This window comes from Nocardioides sp. AX2bis, from assembly GCF_902506435.1.
Taxonomy (GTDB): Bacteria; Actinomycetota; Actinomycetes; order Propionibacteriales; family Nocardioidaceae; genus Nocardioides.
The window spans coordinates 456,026-480,079 of record NZ_LR733215.1 but is presented as its reverse complement, the minus strand read 5'-3'; the positions used below and the strand labels follow the sequence as shown (position 1 = coordinate 480,079).

The following is a 24,054-nucleotide window of genomic DNA, read 5'->3' as shown; positions in this document are numbered from 1 at the left end:
CGCGCTACCGTTCTCTCACCGCGAGCAACCTGTTGCCCGTTGTCCGAGCAGCCTCGCCCGAGGGGCCAGCAAGGACGCCAGGAGCAGAGCCGACCGGCCTCTTCTGATGCTGAATGCCTTTGGGGGAACCTGCAGTGCGCGCTTTTTTACTTTCTCTGACGGCTGTGGTCGCATCGTTGGTCGCCTTACCAGCGGCACCGGCAGTCGCTGCACCCACGGACTGTTCTTCGCTGGAGGCCATCGCGCATCGTGGGCTGCACCCCGCCAGGGTGGATGAGAACTCGATGACGTCCTTCGAGCGCGCCGCAGCTGAAGGCTTCAGCATCGAGACCGATCTCTGGGCGGACGCACAGGGACAGATGTGGATCTTCCACGACCGGAACACCCTGCGCTCGACCGGGGTCGATGGCTATATCGACAAGATGACCACCGCCCAGGTCGCAGCCCTGCGCTACAAGAAGGCCGGCTCGCGCATCCCGACCCTGGAGGAGGCGATGGCGTACTGGGCCACGATCCCGGAGACCAGGGTGTACATCGAGCTCAAGCAGCAGACCACCGTGGAGCGGGTCGCCCAGCAGATCCGAGACGCGGGGAGGGTCGACACCACCTGGTTCACGACTCATGCCGCCTATACCCACCGTGTTGCGCCGGACATCCGCTTGGCTGCTCGCTACATCACCTCTCCCCCTCCCGACCCGCAGGTGCTGACCGACCAGGGGGTCGACATCATCATCATGGGCCCCACAGGAATCACCGCAACAGAGGTCGACCGCTACCAGGCCGGCGGTATCGAGGTACAGGACCGGCTCGCCAACGACACCCGGGAGTGGCGGAACACGATCGGCGCCGGCGCAAACGCGCAGCTGACCGACTTCCCGCAAGAGCTCGTGTCCTTCTGCCCGGACGCACTCCAGCCACCGACCATCGAGGGCTTCACACCGTCCGGCGGTCCCGCCGGCACGCCCGTCACCGTCACCGGCGACTTCTTCACCGACGCCTCGCGGGTCACCTTCGGCAACGTGTCCGCCACCTTCGTGGTCGACTCGCGGACCCAACTCACGGCCGTCGTGCCGGAGAACGTCCCGGCACGAGCGAACATCACGGTGCGGACGCCCAACGGATCTGTCACGAGCAGCACGCCGTTCCAGGCCGCACCCGCAGTCGTCGACACCTTCACCCCGACCACCGGGTCACCTGGTACCCCGGTCGTCGTCACCGGTGCCGGGTTCCTCGACGCGACCGCGGTTGCATTCGGCACCGCCAGCGCCCCGTTCGTCGTCGACTCCGACACCCAGATCACGGCGACCGTGCCGACTGACGTGCCCGCGTCCAGCAGAATCACTGTGACGACTCCCTCGACGACGGTGGAGAGCAACGCGCTGTTCACCGCCACGCGCCCCGTCGGAGTAGACGCGCTCAGCCCGAGCGCTGGAGTGCCGGGCACCGCAGTGGTCATCACCGGAACCAACCTGTCCGAGACCAGCGCCGTCGCCTTCGGCGCCTCGTCTGCGTCCTACACGGTCGACTCCGACACCCAGATCACTGCGATCGTGCCGGTCGACGCTCCCGCGGTCAGCAAAGTCAGCGTGACGACGCCGACCGGCACAGTGCAGAGCACCGACTCCTTCAAGGTGCCGCCGACGATCGGCTCCTTCACGCCCACCACCGGCACGAACGGAAGCTCCGTGGTCATCACCGGCACCGGTTTCGCCGAGGCGCGCTTCGTCCGCTTCGGGGCCGTCACCGCCACCTTCACCATCGACTCCCCGACCCAGATCACCGCAACGGTCCCGGCCGACGCCCCCGCCTCCAGCAAGCTGGGAGTGACCACCCCCGCCGGCACCACGCAAAGCACCGACCCGTTCAAGATGCCACCGACGATCGGCTCCTTCACGCCCACCACCGGCACGAACGGAAGCTCCGTGGTCATCACCGGCACCGGTTTCGCCGAGGCGCGCTTCGTCCGCTTCGGGGCCGTCACCGCCACCTTCACCATCGACTCCCCGACCCAGATCACCGCAACCGTCCCGGCCGACGCCCCCGCCTCCAGCAAGCTGGGAGTGACCACCCCCGCCGGCACCGCGCAGAGCACCGACCCGTTCAAGGTCGCACCGACGATCACCTCCTTCACCCCGAGCTCGGCCAGGGCCGGCTCCAGCGTCGTCATCACTGGTACCGGATTCCTCCAGGCGCGCATCGTGCGCTTCGGGGCCGTCACCGCCACCTTCACCGTCGACTCCCCGACCCAGATCACCGCAACCGTGCCGGCCAACGCCCCCGCGCGGAGCAAGCTGGGCGTGGTCACCCCTGGTGGCGTCACGCAGAGTCAAGCCGCGTTCCAGCTGCTGCCCTGAGACAGCACCTGAGGGCACCCACGCAGACTAGGGTGACCAGATCATCAGACTGTTGAGCAAGGCGGGCCATGCCGCCGAAGGCATGATCGGGCCCACCACGGTCCGGATGGTGGCCTTCGCGTTGCACTCTCGCGGGGCAAGGGCGGAGAACAGAACATGACCGAGACGCCAGTCGTTCTTGCGGGCAAACGAGTGCTGTTCGTGAGCGTCTCCTACAGCCCGGAGCACGCCGGGATCGGTCCGTATGCCGCTGCAACCGCCGAGCGGTTGAGTCGAGACGGTGCGCGCGTCGAGGTGGTGGCTGGACTGCCCCACTACCCGTCCTGGCGCCTCTCGCCCGACGACCGCCGACGCTTCAGCCGCGTCGAGCAGGTCAACGGCATCCCGGTGACCCGGTTGCGGCAGTACATTCCTCGTCGACAGACGGCTCTCACCCGCGGTTTCTACGAGCTGACTTTCCTGTTGCACGGGTTGCTCCGCGGCACCAGACGGCGCGCAGTCGACGTCGTCGTCGCAGTCGTGCCGTCCTTGGCCGGTGGGGTCCTCGCCCAGCGGGTTGCCGATCACCATGGCGTGCCCTTGGTGCTCATCGTGCAGGACCTCTCGGGTGCCGGCGCACGTCAAAGTGGGATCCTCGGTGGTCGTCTTGCTGCCGGCCTGGTCAGTGCTCTCGAGCAGCGCCTCTTCAAGACGGCCACAGCCCTCGGCCTGGTCCACTCCTCACTGGCGGAGCACTGCCGAGCGATCGGGGTCTCCGAGGACCGGATGCACGTGGTGCCCAACTGGACCCTCCAACAGCCGCCGCGAGATGTAGAGAAGATCGTCGACGACTCCTGGCGCGATCGGTTCGTGGTGCTCCACGCCGGCAACATGGGTCTGAAACAGGGCCTCGAGGTCGTCGTCGATGCCGCGCGCCTGGCCCAGCACCACGGCCACACGGACCTGCTGTTCGTCCTGATGGGCGATGGAAGCCGTCGGGGTGCGTTGATGGAGCGGGCCGAGGACATCTCCACCCTTTCCTTCGTCGATCCCGTCGCCGGGATGGACTTCCCCGGGGTACTGGCCGCCGCAGATATTGGACTGGTGGCCCAACGTTCGGAGGTCCACGACATGAGTGTCCCCAGCAAGCTGACCGCCTACTTCAACGCCGGTGTGCCGGTGCTGGCGTCAGTCGCCGCAGACTGCGGGACCGCTCGCGAGGTTCGCAGCAGCGGCGCGGGAGTCGTGATCGACGCCCAAGAACCGGAAGCCCTGTTGAGCGCGGTCCTCGCGCTTCGGGATGCGCCGGCCCAGCGCGGAGCACTCGCAGCCGCGGGACGGACCTACGCCTCGGACTTTCTCTCGGCCGAAGCGGGCCTGGACCGGGTCGCCGCGCTCGTGGTGGCCGGGCTCAACACCGCGACGTAGCAGCGGAGCAGGTCGTCCACGATCGCGGCCAGGGAGAACTCGCGGCGCACGAGGTCACGGGCGTTCTCGCCTAGACGTCTCGCGAGCGCCGGGTCCTCCACGAGCCGTCGGACCGCCTCGGCGATCTCCACGACGTCGCCGTCGATCACCAGGCCTGCCTCCGCCCGTTCGATCGCCGGCGCGAGCCCGCACGAATGAGTGCACACACAGGCCAGGCCGAGGCTCATCGCCTCCAACAGCGCCATCGGCGCCCAGTCGATGCTGCTGGGCAGAACGAACACGTCGCCGGTTGCCATCGCCGTGAGGGTCTCGTCGTGTCCAAGGGCGCCCCCATAACGAAGGCGACCGGACGAACCCATCTCCGCCACGATCTCCAGCAACCGGTCGAGCTGGCCCTGGTCCGGGCCGTAGACCACGAAGTCTGCGTCGACACCGGCGTCGAGCAGGATTCGTGCCGCCTCAGCGAAAGCCACCACCCGCTTGACCGGGTGGAGCCGAGAAGCGAAGACCACAGTCGGCGTCGTATCGGACGGATCACGCGAGGCCGGTTGAGGTGGCAACGGGAGCCCGTTTGAGAGAGCGGACAACGGGGCATCCGACCCAAGGAGGGCGCGCAGGTCCACCTCTTCGTCAGGCGTGAGGAAGCTGACGACGCGTGCCCTGCGAAGCAGTGGGACGAAGACCCGATCAAAGAGCGACGCGAGCGGGCTGCTGCGGGGTCGGACCATGCCGTGGGTCTGAGCCACGACGGGGACGTTGGTCAGCGCAGCAAGGAGAAGGGTCACCAGCGAGACGAGGTCACGACCGGCGTGCAGGTGGACGATGTCAGCGCGCCTCATCGAACGCCACAGGCACCAGGCCAGACGGAGGTTGAACAACCCGAGCATCCCGACCCCGGGCACGAACCGCCGGGCTGGGAACACCTTCCAGCCGCTGGACGGCACGCCGTCGGGCACTCCGACATCACCCACGCGCAGAGCGAGCAGGGTGACGCGGTGACCTCGACTGGACAACTCTCTCGTCAGGCCCACCGCGACCGTCGTGGGGCCGCCGAACTCCCCACCACCCCCGACGAGGGACACGACCTGGACCACGGTGAGGGGTCCGACGCGATCACTCACGGTCGATCCGCACCAGCCTTCCGCTGCGCTCGTCATCAAGATGACGGACATCGGCATCGACCATGATCGCGACCAGGTCCTCGAACGCCACCTTCGGCTCCCAGCCGATCTCCGCCCTGGCCCGGGAGGCGTCCCCGAGCAGGGCGTCGACCTCGGCGGCCCGCTCGTACCGGGAGTCGTGCCCGACGTGTTCCTCCCACCGGAGACCCACCCGGGCGAAAGCCAGCTCGCAGAACTCCCGCACCGTGTGCATCTCGCCCGTCGCCAGCACCAGGTCGACCGGTTCGTCCCGTTGGAGCATCCTCCACATCCCCTCGACGTACTCGGGCGCGTATCCCCAGTCGCGCGAGGCATCCAGGTTGCCGAGGTAGAGGCGGTCCTGGAGGCCTGCTTGGATCCGAGCCACCGCGCGAGTGATCTTGCGGGTCACGAACGTGGTCCCGCGGCGAGGGCTCTCGTGGTTGAACATGATCGCATTAACCGCGAACATCCCCTGTGCCTCGCGCCAGTTGACGACGGACCAGTACGCAAAGACCTTGGCTACAGCGTAAGGACTGCGGGGGTGGAATGCGGTCATCTCGTTCTGGGGCGGCGGGGTAGAGCCGAACATCTCCGAGGACGACGCCTGGATGAAACGCGTCTGCGTCCCAGATGCGCGGATAGCCTCGAGCAGACGCATCGTGCCCATCCCCGTCGCCTGGGCGGTGTAGAGCGGTGAGTCGAAAGAGACCCGGACATGGCTCTGCGCACCGAGGTTGTAGACCTCGTCCGGCTGGATCTCGTGCAGGAGGTTGACGAGACTGGTTCCATCCGAGAGGTCGGAGTAGTGGAGGACCAGGCGACGTCCGGGCTGCTGTGGCTCTTCGTAGATCCCGTCGAGGCGCTCGGTGTTCAGGCTCGACGAGCGGCGGACGATCCCGTGCACGACGTAGCCCTTGGACAGCAGGAGCTCGGCCAGGTACGAACCGTCCTGACCCGTGATCCCGGTGATCAGAGCAGTTCTCCCGGCGCCCTGCGTCACGCCTTGTCCGGTTGCTGCTCGACCGTCGACCACTGCCACGCTCCTCGATGGGTGCCCGGACCGTCCGGTTCGCCCGAGGCCTGGGCGGCGGCGGTTCGAGCCGGTCGCCACTCTAGGCGAGTCCGAGTCCGCCTGGGACCGACATGCACAGCCAGCCGGGAGTTAACCGCATGAGTCGGTCGCACGGCGGCTGACGGACACCTCGGAGGTCCCGTTGCGGCTGCTTTGCTGCACCTGCCCTCATAATGTGAGCACCACACCGTCGGCGTCCGCCCCTGCGTGTGAGCCTCATGCTCCGGAGAACTCATGGCCCCCGTCACCCCTGCCCCGTCACGTCGTCCGGCCGTCACGCTCGCTCAAGTGGTGGTCGTCGTCGTGGTCGCCCTGGCGTTCGGCGCCGCCGGCGCGTTGTACACCTTCCTCACTCCGCCGGCATACGACGCCTCGACGCTGATCCAGATCGACCCGACCGAGATCTCCACGACTCAGGAGACCAGCGAGGTCACCGCGCAGGAGGTCGCCACCCAGAGCCTGGTCGTGGATTCCGCACCGGTCACCCAGGCCGTCATCGACCTCCTGGGCCTGAGCACGAGCGTCCAGGACCTACAGACGAGGGTCACCGTCGAGGCCGTCAACGACTCCCGGGTCCTCCGGGTGACGGCAGCCTGGGACAGCCCGGACGGTGCCGTGACCGTCGCGGACGCTTTCGCCTCGGAATACCTCCAGTACCGTGATGAGGAGCGGGACGCTCGTCTGGCCGCGATCGGCTCCACTGGTACGCCCGGTGATGCCCTCGCTCCGGCTCCCGGCGGGCAGGTACTGACCCCGGCTGCCACAGACGGAGCGCCAGCCGGGCTCCCGGCTGCCGTGACCATCGCGCTGAGCGCCCTCCTCGGCGCGCTCGTGGGGATCGTCCTGGTGTACGCCGGCCTCGTCCGACGGACGCGCCGACCCCAGCCGACGCGGCTGGCCAAGCGAAGTGACACCGCGTCGGTCGACCGGTAGGAACCGGATCGGTACCGATCCGGCCGGGTTAGCCTCTGCCGCGTCTCGGCAGACCGCACCGTTCGCTGCGAGACGCAGACCGACGGGGGGGTCGGAGATGACGACGCAGACCAGCACCACCGATAGGCCGGCCGATCCCGGGACGGGGACTGGGACGGACCAGCAACGATCTCCGACACACCTGAGGCCGGACATCGAGGGCCTCCGGGCAGTGGCGGTGACGCTGGTCCTCGTCCTTCATGCGGGCATTCCCCTCGCCGGCGGCTTCATCGGGGTGGACGTCTTCTTCGTCATCTCCGGGTTCCTGATGACGTCGCTGCTGCTGCGCGAGGTAGCCGCGACCGGGACGCTCTCACTGGCCGGCTTCTACGCACGCCGCGCCAAGAGGCTCCTCCCCGCAGCGGCCACGGTGCTCCTGGCGACCGGCGCTGCCACGTTGTTGCTGGTGCCGCCTATCCGATGGCCCGACATCGGCAAGGACATCCTTGCCAGCGCCCTGTACGTGCAGAACTGGCGCCTTGCCGAGGTCGCGACCGACTACAACGCGGAGGGCCTCTCGAAGAGCCCGCTGCAGCACTTCTGGACCTTGGCCGTCGAGGAGCAGTACTACGTCGTCTGGCCGGTCCTCCTCCTCCTTGCTCTGGCGCTCATCGGTCGGCGCCGGCGCAGGGAAGGGCAGCGGTGGCCCCTGACCCTGGCGTCATTGTTCGTGTTGCTCGTCCTGGCCGTCCCCTCCCTGGCCTGGTCGATCCACCTGACGTCGACCGATCCCTCCGCCGCCTACTTCGCGACATCGACCCGCCTCTGGGAGCTGTCAGTCGGCGGGGTCGTCGCGATCGTCGCGATCTACGTCCCTCGGGTGATGTCGCCCCTGGCAGGAGCCGTCGTCGGCTGGCTCGGCCTTACGGTGCTCCTGACCTCTGCGTTCTTGATCGACGAGACGACACCCTTCCCCGGCACCGCGGCGGCGTACCCCACGGTGGCCACCGCCGTCATCATCCTCGCGGGCCTCGTGCCGCACCGGTGGGGCCCGACCCTCGTCCTGGGCCTCCGACCGCTGCAATGGGTAGGGAAGCTCTCCTACTCCCTCTACCTCTGGCACTGGCCGATGCTGGTCATCGTCGCGGCAGCGCTGGCCCGCGACCTCAGCGCGGCGGAAGGGGTCGTCGTCGTCCTCCTCGCCACGGTCCCGGCCTACCTGAGCTTCCGCTTGATCGAGGACCCCGTCCGCCGGAGCCGGGCCCTGGCCGGACACACCTGGCGAACGTTGCGGGTGGGCGGCGCATGCACGGTCGCCGGCGCCGTCGCCAGCGCCGTCGTTCTCGGCGCCGCCTGGCCACCCGCGACACCGCCGGCGCCCCTGGCGATCTCGCTGGGCGGCGGGCCGCAGCCGTCTGACGCGCCGAAGCTCGGCGCGCTCGTGCTCGACACTCCCGCCCTCGGTGACCGGGCGGGCGCACCGGTGTCCCGTGCCGACTCGATCACGCCCGACCCGCTCGTGGCGCTGCGGGACAATGTGGGGGACGAGTGCGTGAAGCGACTCGATGACGTGTCGCCCGAGCCATGTGTCACCGGCGACGTCGACAGCAGCATCGAGGTGGCCCTAGTCGGCGACTCCCATGCGGCCCAGTGGGCCGCACCCCTGACTGCCATCGCCCGTGAGCGGGAATGGCGGCTCAGCATCTACGCGAAGCAGAACTGCACGTACGCGACCGGCATCACTGTGGCCTACGACGCGCGGCCGTACCCGCAGTGCACGACGTGGTCCGGGAACGTCGCCTCCGCACTGGCCAGCGATCCTCCGGACCTGGTCATCCTCTCGGACGTGTTCCGCAAGATCGTCGATCCCGAACAGCTGTCCTACGAGGCGAGCTTCGAGCCGCTGCGGGAGAGCTACGAGACCAGCTGGGGCTCGTTTCTGGAGTCCGGAGCGAACGTGGTCGTCCTCAAGGACACACCTCGTCCTGGCATCGACGTGCCCGCGTGCGTGAGCGAGCACCCCGACGATCTCACAGCCTGTGCCGTCTCCCGGCCAGAGGCAATGCGCGACGGCACACCCCTCGAAGCCGCGGCGAAGTCCCTGCCCCGCGTCGAGTTCATCAACCTCGAGAACGCGGTGTGCCCGACGCGCGAGTGCTCTCCGGTGATCGGTGACGCCCTGGTCTACCGCGACAGCAACCACCTCACCTCTACCTACGCCCTCACCCTTGCGCCGCGCCTGTACGCGGCGCTGCCCAAGCTGTGACGAAGCCCGGAGAGCTACGACCAGGGTGGACCGAACCCGTCGAGTCCGACCGTCAGTCGGGCAGACTGCCGATCGCCTGGAGATAAGCGGCTCGCAAGCGGTCTGCGACCGTGGCAGGGCTGAAGTGCTCCTCGGCCCTGATCCGCCCGGCAGCAGCCATGCCGGCTGCGGTGGCGGGCTCGGCCAGGATCCTCGTCACGTCGTCGAGCAACTCGTCCATGGCGCCGAGTGGCACGATCCGGCCCGCCGGGGGGAGGTGGCCGCCCAGGACCACCTCGCTGGTGCCGTTCACAGCCGTCGCCACGACTGCTCGGCCGCAAGACATCGCCTCGGCGACCGCAAGGGCCACGGTCTCGTAGCGTGACGCGAGCACCACGGCGTCCGACGCCCAGATCCAGGGGCGAACGTCATTCTGCTCCCCGACCGCACGGATACTGCTGCCCCACTGCTTCGGCGCGAGCGCCGCGAGGCCCTCCTGGTCACCAGGTCCGACCAGCACCAGCTCGGTGTCCGGAATCGGCCGCCGCTCCCAGCTGGCCACCAGCTGGTCCTGGCCCTTCTGACGCACCAGCCGACCCACCACGACGAGCATCCGTCCCGACGTGACTCCACAGTCACGTCGGTGTCGCTCGCGCTCGAGCTCGTCCACCGGGTGGAAGTGCCCGGGGTCGATGGCGACTCCGATGCTGACGCCCGGTGTTCGGACGCCGATCGAGAGCCCCTCCTCGATCTCCGCCTCGCAGTTCGTCACCATCACGTTCGTGTGCCACCCGGCGACCCTCTCCCAGGCCTTGACCGACTGCTGGAAGAGGCGTTCTTCCCGCAGGTCGAACGACCACGCGTGCGGCTGGTACACGATGGGCGTGCCCGCCACCGCGCCGGGCAGACGCCCCAGGAAGCCGGCGACGAAAGAGTGCAGGTGGACCACGTCGGGTCGGAACGTGCTCACTGCCCGGCGGAGCTGGCGGTACGCCCGCAAGTAGGTCGCCGGCTTGCCCCTGTCGAGATCCCAGCGCTCGATGTCGGCATTGTCGAGGGACGGGAACCCGGACGGCGTCAGGACCAGCACTTCGTCGCCACGCGCCACCTGCTCCTCGGTGAACTCGCGAATGAGGTTGACGACACCCCCCCACTGCACCTCGGACACGTGCAAGATGCGCAACTGAATTCTCCCTGAGCGAGTCCGTTTCGACCGTCCCGCGCGGCCCACACGGAAGGACAGCGATGCTGTCGACACCAGTGTGCAGCCTAAGGCGTCCGCAGCACATGTGTGCCGATGTCCGCGACAGGAAACATCCTTGGCGACCGGAGGCCTGATCTGCGGGATGCCGGTCGGACAAGTTAGTCTGCGCCCGTCCCCCAGACGGGTGGCGTACCCGCGTCCGGAGGTTGCCGTGCCCGACCACATGCCTATGCCCACTTTCCTGGTCGCCGGGGCTGGTCGTAGCGGCACCACCGGTGTCGTCGAGGGTCTGCGTACGCATCCTGGTGTCTTCGTCACCGAGCCGAAGGAGCCACACTTCTTCGCGTTGCACGGCAAGCCCGCGGAGTTCCAGGCTCCAGGAGACGAAGCCACAATCAACCGCGTCGCGGTCACCGAGCGAGAGGCCTATCTCTCGCTCTACGCCGACGCCGATCAGCCCTGCCGCGGCGACGGCTCGGTCTCCACTCTGTACTACCACCAGAGCGCGATCCCCGAAATCCTGGCCATGAACCCGCAGATGCGCATCGTGATCATCCTGCGCGAGCCCGTGGACCGAGCGTTCTCGGCCTATCAGTACATGCGTGCCCGCGGCTTCGAGCCGGAGGAGTCGTTCCTACAGGCCTTCGAGTCGGAGCACGTTCGCCAGGAGGCGGGCTGGCACCACCTCTGGCACTACGAGTCGATGAGTCGCTACGCGGAGGCTGTGTCGGCCTTCCTGGCCGCTTTCCCTGCCGAGCAGGTCGGGATCTGGTTCTACGACGATCTCCAGGCCGACTACGAGGGGACGGTCGGCGAGGTCCTGCGGCACATCGGAGCACCCCCGGCCCCGGGCGAGGGCGCCGGCGTGCCGCGGGTGAACATCTCCGGGACCCCTCGGTCGGCCACGGCGCACCGGATCATCTGGGCCGCCACCCGCAACGAGGCCGTGCGACGAACTGTCAAGCGCTTCACCTCCTATCGCGTACGCGAGCTCGTCCGGCGCGCCGCGCTCAGGCCCGACGGCGTCGACCCCCGGACGCGAGGCCTCCTGGCACCTCGGTTCGCGGCTGACCTGGACCAGCTCGCAGGACTTCTTGAGGGCCACGTGCAGCGCGAGCTCCCCGCTTGGGTGACCGCGGCCCACTGAACCGGACCTGACGCGGGGCGACCATCACCCCTCGGCCCGGCGCAGGTCTCCGAAGCGGGGCCGGAAGGTCGGTTGAGTCCAGAGACCGAGCAGGCGCCTCACTGCGATCCACTGGCCGACGTAGTTCAGGGTGACGAACGTCGTCGCGCTGACTGCGAGGCCGTTCAGACCCCAGACGAGCGCGGCCGCCACACCGACGACGACCTGGGCGACCACCGTCGCTGCCTGGATGGCAGCGGCGACGCCTTCGCGGTGCGACATGGTCAGCGCGATCCCGGACAACCCGGTGGCCACATTGGCCACCGAGGAGATGCTCAGGATCAGGAGGGGCAAGGCAGCACCTTCGAAGGTGTCGCCGAACACCAGGGCGACCACCCTGTCCGGCGCGAGGAGGATCGGGGTCAGCAGGACGGCCGAGACCAGGAGTGCCACCGTCGCCCCGGTCCGCAGCACGGACTGGAGCCGTCGGATCTCACCGGTCGCGAGAAGGCGCGCACACACCGGAGCAAATACCACCTGCGCCGAGATCAGCGGGATCACCAGCAGCAACGCGATCCTCTGAGCGGCGGAGAACAGAGATGCCTGGGAGCTCGCCAGCAGCAGACCCGCGAGCCACAGCTCGATGTTGGTCCCTAGGAAGGCCCCGAGGTGGTTCACCGCGAAGCGCCAGTTGGCTGCGACGGTGGTGCGCAGGTCGGAGATGAAGTGCGACTCGAACTGCACGTGTCCCCAACGAAGGTTCACCCTGTGTCCCCCGTAGAGCACGGGGAGGGTGAACCCGATGATCAGGGCACCCAGGGCACCCACGAGGCCGGTTCCCGGGAAGGCCACCCAGATGACCAGGACTGCGACGGCCTGGCACAGACTGACGAGACCCCCTCCAGACCGCCCCTCCAGCAGACCGGCGAGTCGGATCTCGCCGAAACCACGCAGGTAGTTGGCCCACAGCTTCTGGAGACCGTTCAGGACCACCAGCAAGGCGCAGGAGACGCCGAGGAGGATGCGCTCGACCTCGTTGCCGCCCACCACTGCGTAAACCACGGCACCACTCAGCACGCCGACGGCGGGGAGCGTCCCTCGGGCCGCCACCTGTACTCCGGCCCGCAGGGTCGCCAGCACCTCCGCGTCAGGGGACTCTGTCAGCTTGGCGGCTTCACGCAAGCCTCCACGATGGACACCGACGAGGGCCAGCTGACCCAGGCCCGTGGCGACGGTGAGGATGATGACGAAGTCGGCGAACCCGTCCAACCCCAGCCACCGGCTGACCATGGCGTTGATGGCGACGTAGCCGGTGACGGCGAGCCCGTAGGAGACGACGAACCAGCGCAGAGCAGCGAGCACTGAAGCGCGCGGCCTGGGCTGGCGGCGCATGCGGTGCGAGGAAGGCATCCTGAGGTCGCTCTCATCTTCTCGCTCCGGGACGCAGCGTGCCCGACGGTCTCGGCCTGCGACGATCGCGGCGATACTAACGCCACCTCCGAGCTTCGTCGTCACGCCTCCGGCGATTGACGTGCCTTGACCAGAACGCGCCTCGTCGAGAGGTGCTGGGCTACCGTTGCCGGGGTCGGCCCCGGCGGCGCCGCTCACCTCCGCGTAGCCTCGGCGGATCGGGGGGGGGTGCCGGTTGCTCGCCCGTGCCGTCGTGCCAGAGGTCGCCTTCCCAGGCCGCAGAGAAGAACGAGGTCCCTCATGGTGTCGCAGCTGCCCCTGATCTTGGCTACCGCGCTCCTCTTCATGGTGCTGGGTGCGATCGTGTGGCGCCTGTCTCGCGGACCCTCGGACGTCGTGATGCTCTTCGCGCTGGTGTTCGCGCTGTTCTACGGCCTGAGGGCAGTGCTTATCGCGAGCGGTCTCGACGTCCCGTACCCAGAGCAGTTCTTCGAAGAACGCCAGGTCGCCGCGCTCGCGACCACGACCGTGCTCTGGTTGACCGCGTTCCTGGCGATGTTCTTCGCCGGCGCGTACGTGACGAGCACCCGCGCGACGTTCCGGTCGACCCTGATCTTCGCTCGACAAGCGCCCGACCTCCGGCGCCTCCTGACCGTGGTGGTCGTCCTCACCAGCCTTGCGACCTTGATCTCGCTCCTGCTCACGATCCAGTACGGCGGTGTGGGCAACTTCATCCGGGCCGTCAAGATCGACAAGTCATTGACCGGTCTCTACTTCCTCAAGGTCCCCGCCGCGATGGGGGCGCTCTGCTCGGTCGCCGCGGTCATCGAGCTCCGCAAGGCGGGGAGCTCCGTCGGGCGCCGCGTCGCCCCGGCATTCTTCGCCCTCGCGCTCCTCAACGGGTTCTGGGTGTTCATCTGGGGTCAGCGGAGCACGTTGGCCATCATGGGTGTGATGCTGGTGCTCGGTCTCATCCAGGGGCGAAGCGGTCGGATCAGGGCCCGGTCGGCGGTCGCCGCGATCCTCGCTGTGGCCGTCATCGTCGTCGGCGTGTCCACCGGACTCAGGGTGGCGCGGGACCAGCTTGTCTCGGGCGAGGTGCAGGACGTCGTGGCCGAGGCCTCCGTGTGGCGGCAGATCTCGATCGGCACGAACTCCATCTACTTCGACTCCTCCATGCTGGCGTTCCGCGACTGGCCGCAGGACCGTCCCTACCGCCTCGGCTCCGACTTCGCGAACAGCGCGAGCGGATTCGTCCCACGCATCCTCTGGGAGGGCAAGCCCACCTCGGTCGTCGCCGGCAAGGACTTCAGACAGGTGTACCAACCCCGGGTGGTCAACGGCTGGCCGGTCGGTGCGCCCACGCTGTGGTGGCTGAACTTCGGTCCGTTGGGCGTGCTGATCGGCGGGCTGCTCTCCGGTCTGATCATCGGGGCCCTCCAGCGTGCGCAGCGCATGGCGGCACCGAGCGGGCTCAACTTCGGGGTCGCGCTCGTCACCATGATCTACGTCCTGCAGACCGGGTTCGGGCCCGAGTGGCCGGTGGCCTTCACCGCATGGCTCGTCCCCCTTGGCCTGATCATGTGGTACGTCGCGCCGCACAGCAGGCCTGCCATGGTCGAGGCCCAGGACCCCGTGACCCTGATGGACCCGGTGGGCGCGGCACCCGCCACTGGACCTCGCAGCGCCGACATCCCCGAATGACGACCTAGAAGGAGTGGCATGCGGATCCTGCTCGCCCACAACCACCATGCGAGCCTCGGCGGCGCGATGGAGGTGCTGGCCCATGAGGGGCTGCTCCTCGAGGGGGCGGGCCACGAGGTCACGACCTTCACACTGCCTGCGGCCGACGACCTGGGCCTCTCAGCGATCCGTGCCGGCGCCAAGGCCGTCTGGAACGCGGAGGCGGCTCGCGATGTCGGCCGGTTGATCGACGACTTCCGGCCGGACGTGCTGCACGTCCACACCCCGTTCCCGCTCCTGTCCCCCGCGGTCTTCCGGGTGGCAGCCGCACGCGGCGTCCCCAGCGTCACCACGGTGCACAGCTATCGCTACTCCTGCGTGGCGGGGACGTGCTTCCGCGCCGGCGCGCCGTGCGAGGACTGCGTGGGCAGCACCTTCAAGCTCGCCGGGATCCGTCACAAGTGCTACCACGACAGCATGGCCGCCACCGGCGCCCTGACCGCGAGCCTCGTGCTCCACCGCTCGCTCGGCACGCTGCACGGCTCGATCAACCGGTTCCTCGCCCTCACGCCCTTCTCCAAACGTCTGTTGGTGCGCGACGGCATCCCGGAATCTCACGTCACGGTCAAGGCGAACACCGTCGAGGATCCTGGGACGTCCTTCCGTCCGCGGGAGGATCTGCCGTACGTCGCATTTGCCGGCCGGCTCATCGATGTCAAGGGCGTGCGGACGCTCCTCGACGCCTGGCGCACCTCATCGCCGCCTGGTCTCGTCCTGCGGATCGCGGGTGACGGGCCGCTGCGTGGGTTGGTCGAGCAACGCAGCGCCGAGGACGAGACCATCGAGTACGTCGGATGGCTCAGCCAGGAGGACGTCACGGCGTTCATGGGTGAGGCCACATGTGTCGTGGTGCCGTCGGAGTGGTACGAGGGCCAGCCGCTCGTCACGCTCCGGAGCCTCTCGGTCGGCACGCCGCTCGTGACCTCGGACCTGGAGAACATCGCCGAAGACGTCGTGCCCTACGGTGCGGGACTGGCTTTCCGCACCGGTGACGCCGGCTCGCTGGCCTCGGTCCTCACCTCCGTCGCGCGCGACCCCGCGAGCTGGCGGGCCCGCCGCTCCGCGGCACGTGCGGCGTACGAAGCTCGTCACACGCCCGAGGCGACCGTCTCGCAGCTCGAACGCATCTACGGCGAGGTCGTGGCCGAGGGAGCACACCGTTCGTGGCGTCGCCAGACCAGCTAGAGCGCGGCAGCGCCGTGCCCACGCGTCACGCTCCTCCGAGACGTCAGCGGCCGATCGAGCACCCCGTGCAGTTGGTCACCTGGTAGTCCTCCCCCACTGCCGCGTCGACGATGTTGCCCTCCGTGACCACGTCGAACGCATCGGACACCTCGATGCCCCCGAAACCCTGGTAGGACGCGGGAAGCGTGGAGGTGATGGAGTGGACTGCGGCCCCTGACACGGCGTTGTCCGTGATCGTGATGCCGCGACTCGACCACACGCGGCCGTCGGCCGGGTTCACGCTCCCGCCCGCCGGGGCACCGCGGACCATGATCCCGGGCCCCGCCGTGCGTGCCACCACGTTCCCGGCCACCTCCACGTCCTCGACAGCCAGCAGGGCGATGCCGCGGCCGAGGATCTCGCCGTTGGGGTCTCGCTCCCATCCCGAGATGCGGTTGTCGAGGATGCGGATGTCGTACGGGAGCTCGACGTCGTTGAACAGTCGGATCGTGGCACCGGCGATCGCGATGGCGTCGTCACCGACCCGCGCGATCACGTTGTCGGCGACGGTGATGTCCGCGAGGTTGTCTCCGAGCCACATGCCGGTGATGCCGTCACGCCCCGAGTCGTGGACGTGGTTTCCCACGATCGTGCCGTGAACACTGCCCTGATACAGGATCGATATGCCTGTGGCGTAGCCGATGTCCAGGTTGGTCAGGGTGAAGGAGTTCACACCACGCAACCGGATCGCTGGGATGCCTAGGGTCTCCCCCTCCAGGTTCGGGCCGGCCGGCAGCCCGTCGCCACCCCCGACGACCGAGAAGCCGTCGAGGACGATGTCGTCGTTCCCCCCGACCTGGTCGGTGTTGCCGAGGTAGTAGGGCCCACCGGTGTCCAGCCCGGTCGCCGCCTGCCACGGGAAGCGGAGCACGGCGTCCGCTGGTCCCCGGAGCGTCGTGTGGGAGGGAAGCCGGATCGAGACGCGACTGAGGTAGGTGGATCCCGCCGCGAGCTGCACCTTACGACCCTGCGCTGTGTCGAGGGCCTCCTGTAACGCCGGGCCGTCGTCGTGGACGCCGTCGCCGAGCGCACCGTAGTCCTCGGGACGTACCACCCCGGGCACCGGCGGCGTGTCTCTCGGAGGTGCCAGGGCGGCACGTGGCGACGGAGCCGCGCTCTGATCGGGTCGCGAGGGTTCGACGACCAGCTTGAGGACCGACGACCCGAGGGCCAGCACGAGAACACCGAGGACTGCCGCGGCGAGCAGTGTCCGTCGCCTGGTCGACCTGTCCATCGAGTTCCTTTGCTCAGGCGACCGCGCCGGGCAGCCGGCGCGGTGCCGTGGGACCCAACCTACGAGGGGTCGCCCGCACGGGCAACCTTCGACGCTCGGTCTCGCCGATGGGTGGGCGGGCGCCACCGTCGACCGGCGCGACGTGCAGGAGCGCGCCGCGCCAGACCCGGTCTAGTCCGCAACCCGAGGTGATCAAGGGCCGCCGTCGCGGCGCCGATCTTGGAGGAGACAGCCCGTCGCCGGCCCCCTCCATCAGGAGTGCCCCACCATGCCCCGCAACACGACCCTCCCCACGCAGGGCCTCCCAGTGTCCGACACGACCACGCCGTCGTGCAACGACGCCGGCTGCGGCGGCTTCCAGACCTCACGCCGCTCCATGCTGGGCGGCATCGCCCTCGGCGGCCTCACCGCGGTCACCGGTTCGACGGTCGTCACCATGAGCAGCGCGCCCGCTTTCGCGGCCGATGCCGTCGATGCTCCGGTGCTCGTGGTGCTCTCCCTCCGTGGGGCCGCCGACGGGCTCTCGATGGTCGTCCCTCACGGCGACCCCGTCTACTACCAGGCCCGTCCTCAGATCGCCGTCCCGATGGCGCAGCTGCTGGCCACCGACTCCTTCTTCGGCCTTCACCCGGCTCTCGCCCCGTTGCTCCCGATGTGGAACAACGGCGAGCTAGCTGCCGTCCACGCCACCGGGTTGCCGGTCGCCAACCGCTCGCACTTCGCTGCGATAGAGGAGGTCGAGGACGCTGACCCGGGCTCGGCCGCTCGGACCGGTTGGCTCAACCGCTTGCTGGGTGAAGCCCCAGCGCTCTCCCCGCTGACCGGGGTCAGTGTCACCGGCGGGGCCCCGCCCGCGTCGATGTTCGGCGAGAACCCGGCGATGTCCTTCCTGTCCCTGGCGACGGCGACGATCGCTGGCGACAGCAGGAGCGACCCCGCCCGCGCCCGCCTGACGTCGTTGCAGCAGGTCTGGGCGGCTGACCAGAGCGGGATGGGCAAGGCCGTACGTGGCGCGATGGCCGCCGTGGACGGCCTCGACGGCGCCCGCGCCCAGCGGACCCTGGGGGTGCAATACCCCGCGTCGGACCTCGGCCAGGCCCTGGCCACCGTGGCGCGCACCCTGCGGGGCGGTTCCGGCACCCAGCTGGTGACCGTGGACTCCGGGTCCTGGGACATGCACTCCGACCTGGGAACGCCGACACGGGGACGGATGCTTGACAACCTCACCGACCTCGCTCGGTCGGTAGCGGCATTCTTCGACGATCTCGGCACCGCACGTGACCGTGTCACGCTCGTCACCATCAGTGAGTTCGGGCGCCGGGTCGTGGAGAACTCCGCCACCGGACTCGATCACGGATGGGGCAACGCCATGCTGGTGGCTGGTGCGAACGTGGCCGGCAGCAGGTACTACGGACGCTGGCCCGGCCTTGAGAACAACGTCGACTCCGACCTCAGTGTCACGACGGACTACCGCAGCGTGCTCGCCGAGGTGGTGGCAACGCGCTTCCCGACAGCGTCGGTCCCCAGCGTCTTCCCCGGATTCACCCGTGAGCACGTCGGCGTGATGTCCGCGTCGTAAGTCGTCGCTCCTCCCCCCGGGCCGCGGCTACCCATCGCGACTCCTCCGCCACCCCCCTCATCGGAGACCCCATCCCTGTTCCGCCCCCCGAATCGACCCCCACGCTCGAGCCGACTCCCACGCTTCCCGACCTGACGACCCCACCCTTAAAGCAGGCGACCCTGCGCCGCCGTTCGTTGTTCATGCTGGGCAGTGGAGCCACCGGCGCCGCAGGGGGTGTCGCCTCGGGCCTTCTCGATCCCGCAGCCGCCGGGCGAGCTCGCCGACGTCGCCGGCACCGCTACAAGACCGGCCACGAGTCAGTCGATCGGTCGGTCGAACCCGTCAGTCCTGTCGCACCCAGGCCGATCACCGCGCTCAGCGCCCTGGACCGCCATGTGATGAACCGGTTCTCGTTCGGCCCCAACACGGCGCTCCAGCAGGAGGTGCTCGCAGCCGGAGGCGGGGTCGCTTGGTTCAATCAGCAGGTCGCTACCGCCTACGACCGAGACCGCGCCGCCGAGATCGGTGACTGGTGGCCCCTCCTTCACCAGGACCCGCTCACCCTGTGGCGGAACTTCCAGAACGGCGGCGCGCGAGGCATCGACGTCACCCAGGCCTTCGCCAGCCGCGAGCTCGTGCGGCGTGTGCAGTCCCCCTCTCAGGTGCTCGAGGTGATGACCGAGTTCTGGCAGAACCACCTCCACGTCCCCGCAGTGGGGGACCGGATGTTCATGTGGCGAGTGCCCTACGGCGACCTCATCCGTAGATGCGCGCTCGGCCGCTACGACGAGCTCCTGCCGCAGGCCGTACTGCACCCAGCGATGCTCATCTACCTGGACGGCGGGATCTCGACCAGGACCCACCCCAACGAGAACCTCGGCCGCGAGCTGCTCGAACTCCACACCGTCGGCCGGGGCAACTACACCGAGGATGACGTCAAGAACTCCGCGCGCATCCTCACGGGCCATCGCATCGACGTGAGCCGGACCTGGGCACCGAGCTACCGCACGACCGACCATTGGACCGGCCCCGTGCGCGTGATGGACTTCTCCCACGCCAACACGAACCCCGACGGACGGGCCGTGACCGCCGCCTACCTACGCTATCTGGCCCGCCACCCCGCCACGGCCCGACGCATCTGCCGTCTCCTCGCCACCTGGTTCGTCTCCGACCAGCCCTCCCAGGCCCTCATCGATCAGCTCGCGGCCGTCTACCTCGCAAACAACACCGCAGTCGCGCCCGTCCTGCGCGCCCTGATCGCCTCGGAGGAGTTCCGGTCCTCCACCCTGGCCAAGCTGCGCGACCCCTCCCATGACGTCGTCGCCACACACCGGGTGCTGGGGACCCAGATCTCGGCGCCCACGACGAAGACCTCGGCCGCGATCGTTCTGCGCCAACAGGCAGAGCAGGTCGGTATGGGTCCCTACGCGTGGAGCACTCCCGACGGCGCACCAATCACAGGCGACTCGTGGGCCAGCCCTGCGCGGGCCCTGGCATCCATGCGCGTTCACTGGGCACTGGCCGGCGGGTACAACCCCACCGCCGACATCAGGTACCGCACGCCGCAGGAATGGGTCCCCCAGCTGCCGATGACCTTCCGTCAGGTGGTCGACTCCATGTCCCTCGCCGTCCTGAACGAACCGACCCCAGCCGGTCTGCTCCAAGCGGCCACCACGGCGACCGGAGTCAGGGCCGATGAGACGATCACCTCCGGACACGTCTTGATCACCACCCGCTGGAACCGACTGCTGGGTCTGCTCTTGGACCACCCCCACCGCTACCGTCACTGACGCCTTGGGTGTGGCTGCCGCCGCCGGGTGACGCCTTGCCCGGTGGCGTGCCGCGACCCGTCCGCAAGGAATCCCGGACTCACGCAGCGACAGATCGGCCAAGCCCTTTGACGTGGTGTCAGACGACTGATTCGGCGGGGTCGTGGTCCAGTCCCTGAAGGCCGCGGTGGTGCTGGACTGGTCGGTGTCCTTCTGGTCGGCGTCCTTCTAGTCGGGGCCTGAGTGGTCCGAGACCGGTTGAGGACGTCGAGTCCGGAGTAGCGGCGGCCTTGCGACCCATTCGTCGTGCTGCTCGGTCAGGTCGGCCCAACGAGGCGCATCACGTCGGAGCGGTCGGGGACCATCCCCTCACGGATCTCGCGATCCGGGCGCTCGTTGAGGTTGTCGGACCAGGTCTGGCGCCGGATCTACCTCTGGGACGCAGCGAAGGCCGCCCACGACCCGGTCGAACTGGGCGCAGACCGTCTCGGCGCCGGGTTGGTCGCAGACGCCGTGCAGCAGTGCCTTGCCCACCCCCATCGACGTCGGGTTTGCGGACCTCAGGGTCGCGGCGTGATGGCTGCGGCACCGTTAACACGAGGCGTTGGGGCCGGATCGCGGTGATCGCAGTGTGTGAGCCCGCGGTCACGGTGCCCGTCAGCGTTTACCCCAGGTCACGACCAGAACGTGCCCTGGCACCACCCGTTCGGCAAGCCCGCAATCCTGGGACTTGCTCGTGGTGGTGATGCCCGGCGACTGCGCCAGCCTGTCCATCCGCCACGGGGGGCGACTGCGCCAGCCTGTCCATCCGCCACGGGGGACACACACGATGTCTGCCTTGCGACCACCACCGGCCACAGCGGAGCGGAGCGGTCCACACAACAGGCCAGGCGAGGCAACCAAAGCGAGCTGTGGGAAATCCACTCGAGAGATCACCCGGCGGCACCTGAAGGAATCACCGGCACCGCTCCACGTACCCAAGTCAGGAGAAGTTCCATCGCTTGATCTCTCTGACCTGCATGGGTGCCTCAAGGTCGTGGCGACGGCCGATCGGCCGCGACACACGGACGATCCAGGAGTAGGCATGTCGAAGAACCGCGTCAGCACCCTCGCAACAGGAGTGCTCGCCGCCATCTGCTTGACCACAGCGCTGGCGGGTCCCGCCAGCGCCGACATGGTCGGCACCACCGAGGGATGCACCCCGGGCTACTGGAAGAACCACCCCCAGTCCTGGCTCGACAACCCGACGGACACGACACCCGTCTACACCCCGAAGACACCGCTCACGGTCGTCTCGCCGCAGTTCGCGAAGAGCCTTCCCGGCGAGACCTTCGGCGGAGCACTGAAGGGCGGAGGGGGCAAGGGCCTCGCTGGCGCCACCGCCATCCTGGCCCGCGCGGCCACGGCGGCCTGGCTGAACTCCACCGTCGAGATCGCGTTCCCCTACCGTCGCACGACCACCGGCGCCGGTGGGGTCGAGGGCCTGCGCCCTCTGGTCAACTCCGCACTTCGATCCGGGGATCGCGCCGTGATCCTCGAGCTGGCGACGACCCTCGACAACGCCAACAATCTCGGCTGCCCGCTGAACTGACCTTATGATCGCGCTGTTTCACGGGCTGGTCCTGCGGACTCGGCGCCTTCAGCCCCGTTTCAGTCCGTCACCCGCACGGCCATTCCTGTGAAGAGGGTGAAACCGGCGCTCCCCCGCACCACACCTCCCGCCGCGACGGGAGGTGTGGTGCGGTCGTGGCTCTGATGCCCGGGCGGGAGCGCGCCCCTGTCGGGGTTGCACTCCCGCTCCTGCCTCCGTCGCAGGCTGCCTGCGCCTGCGCCTGCGCCCGGTGATCAGTGTCGAAACCGGCTCGGGTGGTCCAGGAAGGCAGCCAGGACCTGACCCCAGTAGCGGCTCACGAGCCGGTGCGTGAGGGTGACGACCTCCTCCGATCCGCTGCCGGTCAGCCAGCAGACGAGATCGAGCATGTCCTCGGGGCCCTCCGTGACGAGCAGCTCGCGCGAGAGGTGCTCCACCACTCCCCGGACCGTCATGGGCAGCGCCGGCAGCCACTCTGCGATCGGTCGGTAGGTGATGTCGTCCGTCGGCGAGACCTGATTGGCCGTCGACCAGTGCACCCGGAAGGACGCAAGTGCGCGGCCCGGGGTGGACCAGGGGTTGCCGGTCAGCGGCGGCCCGTCCGGCGTCGGCCACTGCAGCGGCGCCAGGCCGATCGACGAGGCCTGCTGGCGGATGACCAAGGCTGCGGGCCGCGCGGTGGTCGGCCTGGCGAAGGTCGTCCCGAGGACCCGGTGCATGGCCACCACGTCCTGGCCGGGGTCGCGCAGCTTCTGCCCGACCGAGGCGGGGAACTCCGCCGACGCGATCAAGGCTCGGATCACCGGGACTATCGCGGTGTCGTTGGCGAGGTACACCGCCGCCAGCCGGGAGACCAAGGCCTCCGAGGGCTCGTCGGTCACGAACCAGCGGGCGAGCTTGGTGGCGATGCGGCGGGCGGTGAGTGGGTGCCGCGCCAGGTGGTCGAGCAGCGCTTGGGCGACGGGCCGTCCGTCGGGGGCCGAGTTGGCGTGGCTGAAGTCCAGCACCTTCACCGCTCCGGTCCAGTGGTCGGTGAGGCGGTAGCTCATCGCCCAGGTCTTGCCCATGTCGATCCGGTAACCGGTGAGGATTCGGGCGCAGTCCTTCACGTCGTCCTCGGAGTAGTTGCCGACACCGACTGTGTGCAGCTCGAGAAGCTCCCTCCCGAGGTTCTCGTTGGGGTGCTTCTTGGTCGAGATCCCGGCGTCGAGGTAGATCAGCATCGCCGGGTGCAGGACGGCATCCGTGAGCATCTCGTCGAAGCGGCCCAGCGCGTGCCGCCGTACGGTCTCCCCGTAGTCCGCACGCCACATGAAGAAGTTGTCGCCGTTGGACGGCACGTGGAGGTGGTTCTGCCAGAACTCCACCATGGCTTCCTGGACCTGGGTCGGGGACGCGATCCGGCGCACCATCTCGCGGCTGACCACGAGACAGGCGACGTCGTAACCGGCCTCCATCATGTTGAGCTGTCGATTCCACAGGGTCGCGGGGTCATCGTGCAGCTGGGACCACCAGTCGGCGATATCGAGACCGGCGTCGTGCCGCGTCGCGGCAGCGACCTGCTCCTCGAACCACGCCTCTCCCCCGCCTGCAGAGGCAACCTCGGCGGCCAGGGAGGAGGTGAGTCCGCAGGAGAAGCGGCTCGCGACGTTCCGGTCGCGGGCGGTGAGGCCGAACACGTCCCGCGGACCAGCGGGCTCCGGGTCCGTCGGGGGCTCCGGGTCCGTCGGGGGCTCCGGGTCCGTCGGGGGCTCCGGCTCCGGCTTCTTGACCCACTCGTGGCTGGCCTTGTAGCGCAAGTCCCGGTCGCGGGGCTTCTTGCGCCGACGCCGCCGGGCGGCGGGCGGGGCGCCGGTGGTGGTCGGGTTCATCGCCGCCGCGGGCGAGGCCGGCAGGAGGCCGGAGCCGACGACGCCGGCAGCTGCTGTACCGAGCAGGGAGAACGACGCGCGGCGGGTCAGCGCGGGCGGGGCCGACACGGGCGACGCGGGCGACTCGGTGATGAGCGACTCCGTGATGAGCGACTCGGACATGGGGGGCTCCGGTGGGGGGAGGTGGTG

At 68.9% G+C, this 24,054-nt stretch carries 16 protein-coding genes; 10 read left to right on the top strand and 6 right to left on the bottom strand.

Annotated features, from left to right (window positions below):
• Positions 1–113: 113 nt before the first annotated feature.
• The gene (locus GV155_RS02380) at positions 114–2,354 is read left to right on the top strand and encodes an IPT/TIG domain-containing protein (RefSeq protein WP_268892565.1); all 2,241 of its coding nucleotides are present in this window, start codon (positions 114–116) and stop codon (positions 2,352–2,354) included.
• Positions 2,355–2,510: 156 nt separating this feature from the next.
• Positions 2,511–3,761, top strand: coding sequence for a glycosyltransferase family 4 protein (locus tag GV155_RS02375; protein ID WP_160004893.1), 1,251 nt, complete (start codon positions 2,511–2,513; stop codon positions 3,759–3,761).
• Here the strand turns inward: GV155_RS02375 and GV155_RS02370 are convergent.
• The gene (locus tag GV155_RS02370) at positions 3,677–4,933 is read right to left on the bottom strand and encodes a glycosyltransferase (protein WP_160004891.1); all 1,257 of its coding nucleotides are present in this window, start codon (positions 4,931–4,933) and stop codon (positions 3,677–3,679) included. The two genes, GV155_RS02375 and GV155_RS02370, sit on opposite strands and share 85 nt — an antisense overlap.
• On the bottom strand, positions 4,875–5,903 hold the full coding sequence (gene gmd / locus GV155_RS02365) for a GDP-mannose 4,6-dehydratase (protein ID WP_160004889.1): 1,029 nt from the start codon (positions 5,901–5,903) through the stop codon (positions 4,875–4,877). The genes GV155_RS02370 and gmd overlap by 59 nt, the downstream gene beginning before the upstream one ends.
• Before the next feature lie 360 nt (positions 5,904–6,263).
• Here gmd and GV155_RS02360 point away from each other — a divergent pair, with 360 nt between their 5' ends.
• Together GV155_RS02360 and GV155_RS02355 are read left to right on the top strand one after the other, a co-directional pair.
• Positions 6,264–6,908, top strand: coding sequence for a Wzz/FepE/Etk N-terminal domain-containing protein (locus GV155_RS02360; protein ID WP_236553867.1), 645 nt, complete (start codon positions 6,264–6,266; stop codon positions 6,906–6,908).
• Positions 6,909–7,005: 97 nt separating this feature from the next.
• Positions 7,006–9,153, top strand: a complete 2,148-nt coding sequence (locus GV155_RS02355; RefSeq protein WP_268892564.1) for an acyltransferase family protein — start codon at positions 7,006–7,008, stop codon at positions 9,151–9,153.
• 52 nt (positions 9,154–9,205) lie between these two features.
• Here GV155_RS02355 and GV155_RS02350 read toward each other — a convergent pair whose 3' ends face one another.
• Complete coding sequence (locus tag GV155_RS02350; RefSeq protein WP_160004883.1) at positions 9,206–10,300, bottom strand: glycosyltransferase; 1,095 nt, start codon at positions 10,298–10,300, stop codon at positions 9,206–9,208.
• A 247-nt stretch (positions 10,301–10,547) separates the two neighbouring features.
• Here GV155_RS02350 and GV155_RS02345 point away from each other — a divergent pair, with 247 nt between their 5' ends.
• Entirely contained in the window at positions 10,548–11,483 is a 936-nt protein-coding gene (locus tag GV155_RS02345) for a sulfotransferase family protein (RefSeq protein WP_160004881.1), read from the top strand.
• A gap of 24 nt (positions 11,484–11,507) precedes the next feature.
• Here the strand turns inward: GV155_RS02345 and GV155_RS02340 are convergent, their stop codons facing one another.
• Positions 11,508–12,854, bottom strand: a complete 1,347-nt coding sequence (locus GV155_RS02340; protein WP_160004879.1) for a lipopolysaccharide biosynthesis protein — start codon at positions 12,852–12,854, stop codon at positions 11,508–11,510.
• A 417-nt stretch (positions 12,855–13,271) separates the two neighbouring features.
• Between GV155_RS02340 and GV155_RS02335 the strand changes: the two genes are divergently transcribed.
• Entirely contained in the window at positions 13,272–14,576 is a 1,305-nt protein-coding gene (locus tag GV155_RS02335; protein ID WP_442938801.1) for an O-antigen polymerase, read from the top strand.
• 18 nt (positions 14,577–14,594) lie between these two features.
• A complete protein-coding gene (locus GV155_RS02330) occupies positions 14,595–15,800 on the top strand; it encodes a glycosyltransferase (RefSeq protein ID WP_160004875.1) in 1,206 nt (401 codons plus the stop codon).
• A 43-nt stretch (positions 15,801–15,843) separates the two neighbouring features.
• On the opposite strand, the gene GV155_RS02325 is transcribed toward GV155_RS02330, so the two are convergent.
• Positions 15,844–17,073 (bottom strand): right-handed parallel beta-helix repeat-containing protein, encoded by a 1,230-nt coding sequence (locus tag GV155_RS02325; RefSeq protein ID WP_160004873.1) that lies wholly within the window; start codon positions 17,071–17,073, stop codon positions 15,844–15,846.
• Between the two features lie 268 nt (positions 17,074–17,341).
• Between GV155_RS02325 and GV155_RS02320 the strand changes: the two genes are divergently transcribed.
• From GV155_RS02320 to GV155_RS02310, 3 genes are all read left to right on the top strand, one after another.
• Positions 17,342–18,652 (top strand): DUF1501 domain-containing protein, encoded by a 1,311-nt coding sequence (locus GV155_RS02320; protein WP_160004871.1) that lies wholly within the window; start codon positions 17,342–17,344, stop codon positions 18,650–18,652.
• Between the two features lie 182 nt (positions 18,653–18,834).
• A complete protein-coding gene (locus GV155_RS02315) occupies positions 18,835–20,424 on the top strand; it encodes a DUF1800 domain-containing protein (RefSeq protein ID WP_160004869.1) in 1,590 nt (529 codons plus the stop codon).
• Between the two features lie 1,063 nt (positions 20,425–21,487).
• Positions 21,488–21,994 (top strand): hypothetical protein, encoded by a 507-nt coding sequence (locus GV155_RS02310; protein ID WP_160004867.1) that lies wholly within the window; start codon positions 21,488–21,490, stop codon positions 21,992–21,994.
• Positions 21,995–22,248: 254 nt separating this feature from the next.
• On the opposite strand, the gene GV155_RS02305 is transcribed toward GV155_RS02310, so the two are convergent.
• The gene (locus tag GV155_RS02305) at positions 22,249–24,027 is read right to left on the bottom strand and encodes a DUF1800 domain-containing protein (protein ID WP_201300029.1); all 1,779 of its coding nucleotides are present in this window, start codon (positions 24,025–24,027) and stop codon (positions 22,249–22,251) included.
• Positions 24,028–24,054: the final 27 nt, after the last annotated feature.

Bases quoted from the DNA above. Each gene is read 5' to 3' on its own strand.
- GV155_RS02325 (WP_160004873.1), bottom strand. From the start codon at position 17,073: ATGGACAGGTCGACCAGGCGACGGACACTGCTCGCCGCGGCAGTCCTC.
- GV155_RS02380 (WP_268892565.1), top strand. From the start codon at position 114: ATGCCTTTGGGGGAACCTGCAGTGCGCGCTTTTTTACTTTCTCTGACG.
- GV155_RS02370 (WP_160004891.1), bottom strand. From the start codon at position 4,933: ATGTCCGTCATCTTGATGACGAGCGCAGCGGAAGGCTGGTGCGGATCG.
- GV155_RS02320 (WP_160004871.1), top strand. From the start codon at position 17,342: ATGCCCCGCAACACGACCCTCCCCACGCAGGGCCTCCCAGTGTCCGAC.
- GV155_RS02310 (WP_160004867.1), top strand. From the start codon at position 21,488: ATGTCGAAGAACCGCGTCAGCACCCTCGCAACAGGAGTGCTCGCCGCC.
- GV155_RS02335 (WP_442938801.1), top strand. From the start codon at position 13,272: ATGCTCTTCGCGCTGGTGTTCGCGCTGTTCTACGGCCTGAGGGCAGTG.
- GV155_RS02340 (WP_160004879.1), bottom strand. From the start codon at position 12,854: ATGCGCCGCCAGCCCAGGCCGCGCGCTTCAGTGCTCGCTGCTCTGCGC.
- GV155_RS02315 (WP_160004869.1), top strand. From the start codon at position 18,835: ATGCTGGGCAGTGGAGCCACCGGCGCCGCAGGGGGTGTCGCCTCGGGC.
- GV155_RS02330 (WP_160004875.1), top strand. From the start codon at position 14,595: ATGCGGATCCTGCTCGCCCACAACCACCATGCGAGCCTCGGCGGCGCG.
- GV155_RS02375 (WP_160004893.1), top strand. From the start codon at position 2,511: ATGACCGAGACGCCAGTCGTTCTTGCGGGCAAACGAGTGCTGTTCGTG.
- GV155_RS02355 (WP_268892564.1), top strand. From the start codon at position 7,006: ATGACGACGCAGACCAGCACCACCGATAGGCCGGCCGATCCCGGGACG.
- GV155_RS02305 (WP_201300029.1), bottom strand. From the start codon at position 24,027: ATGTCCGAGTCGCTCATCACGGAGTCGCTCATCACCGAGTCGCCCGCG.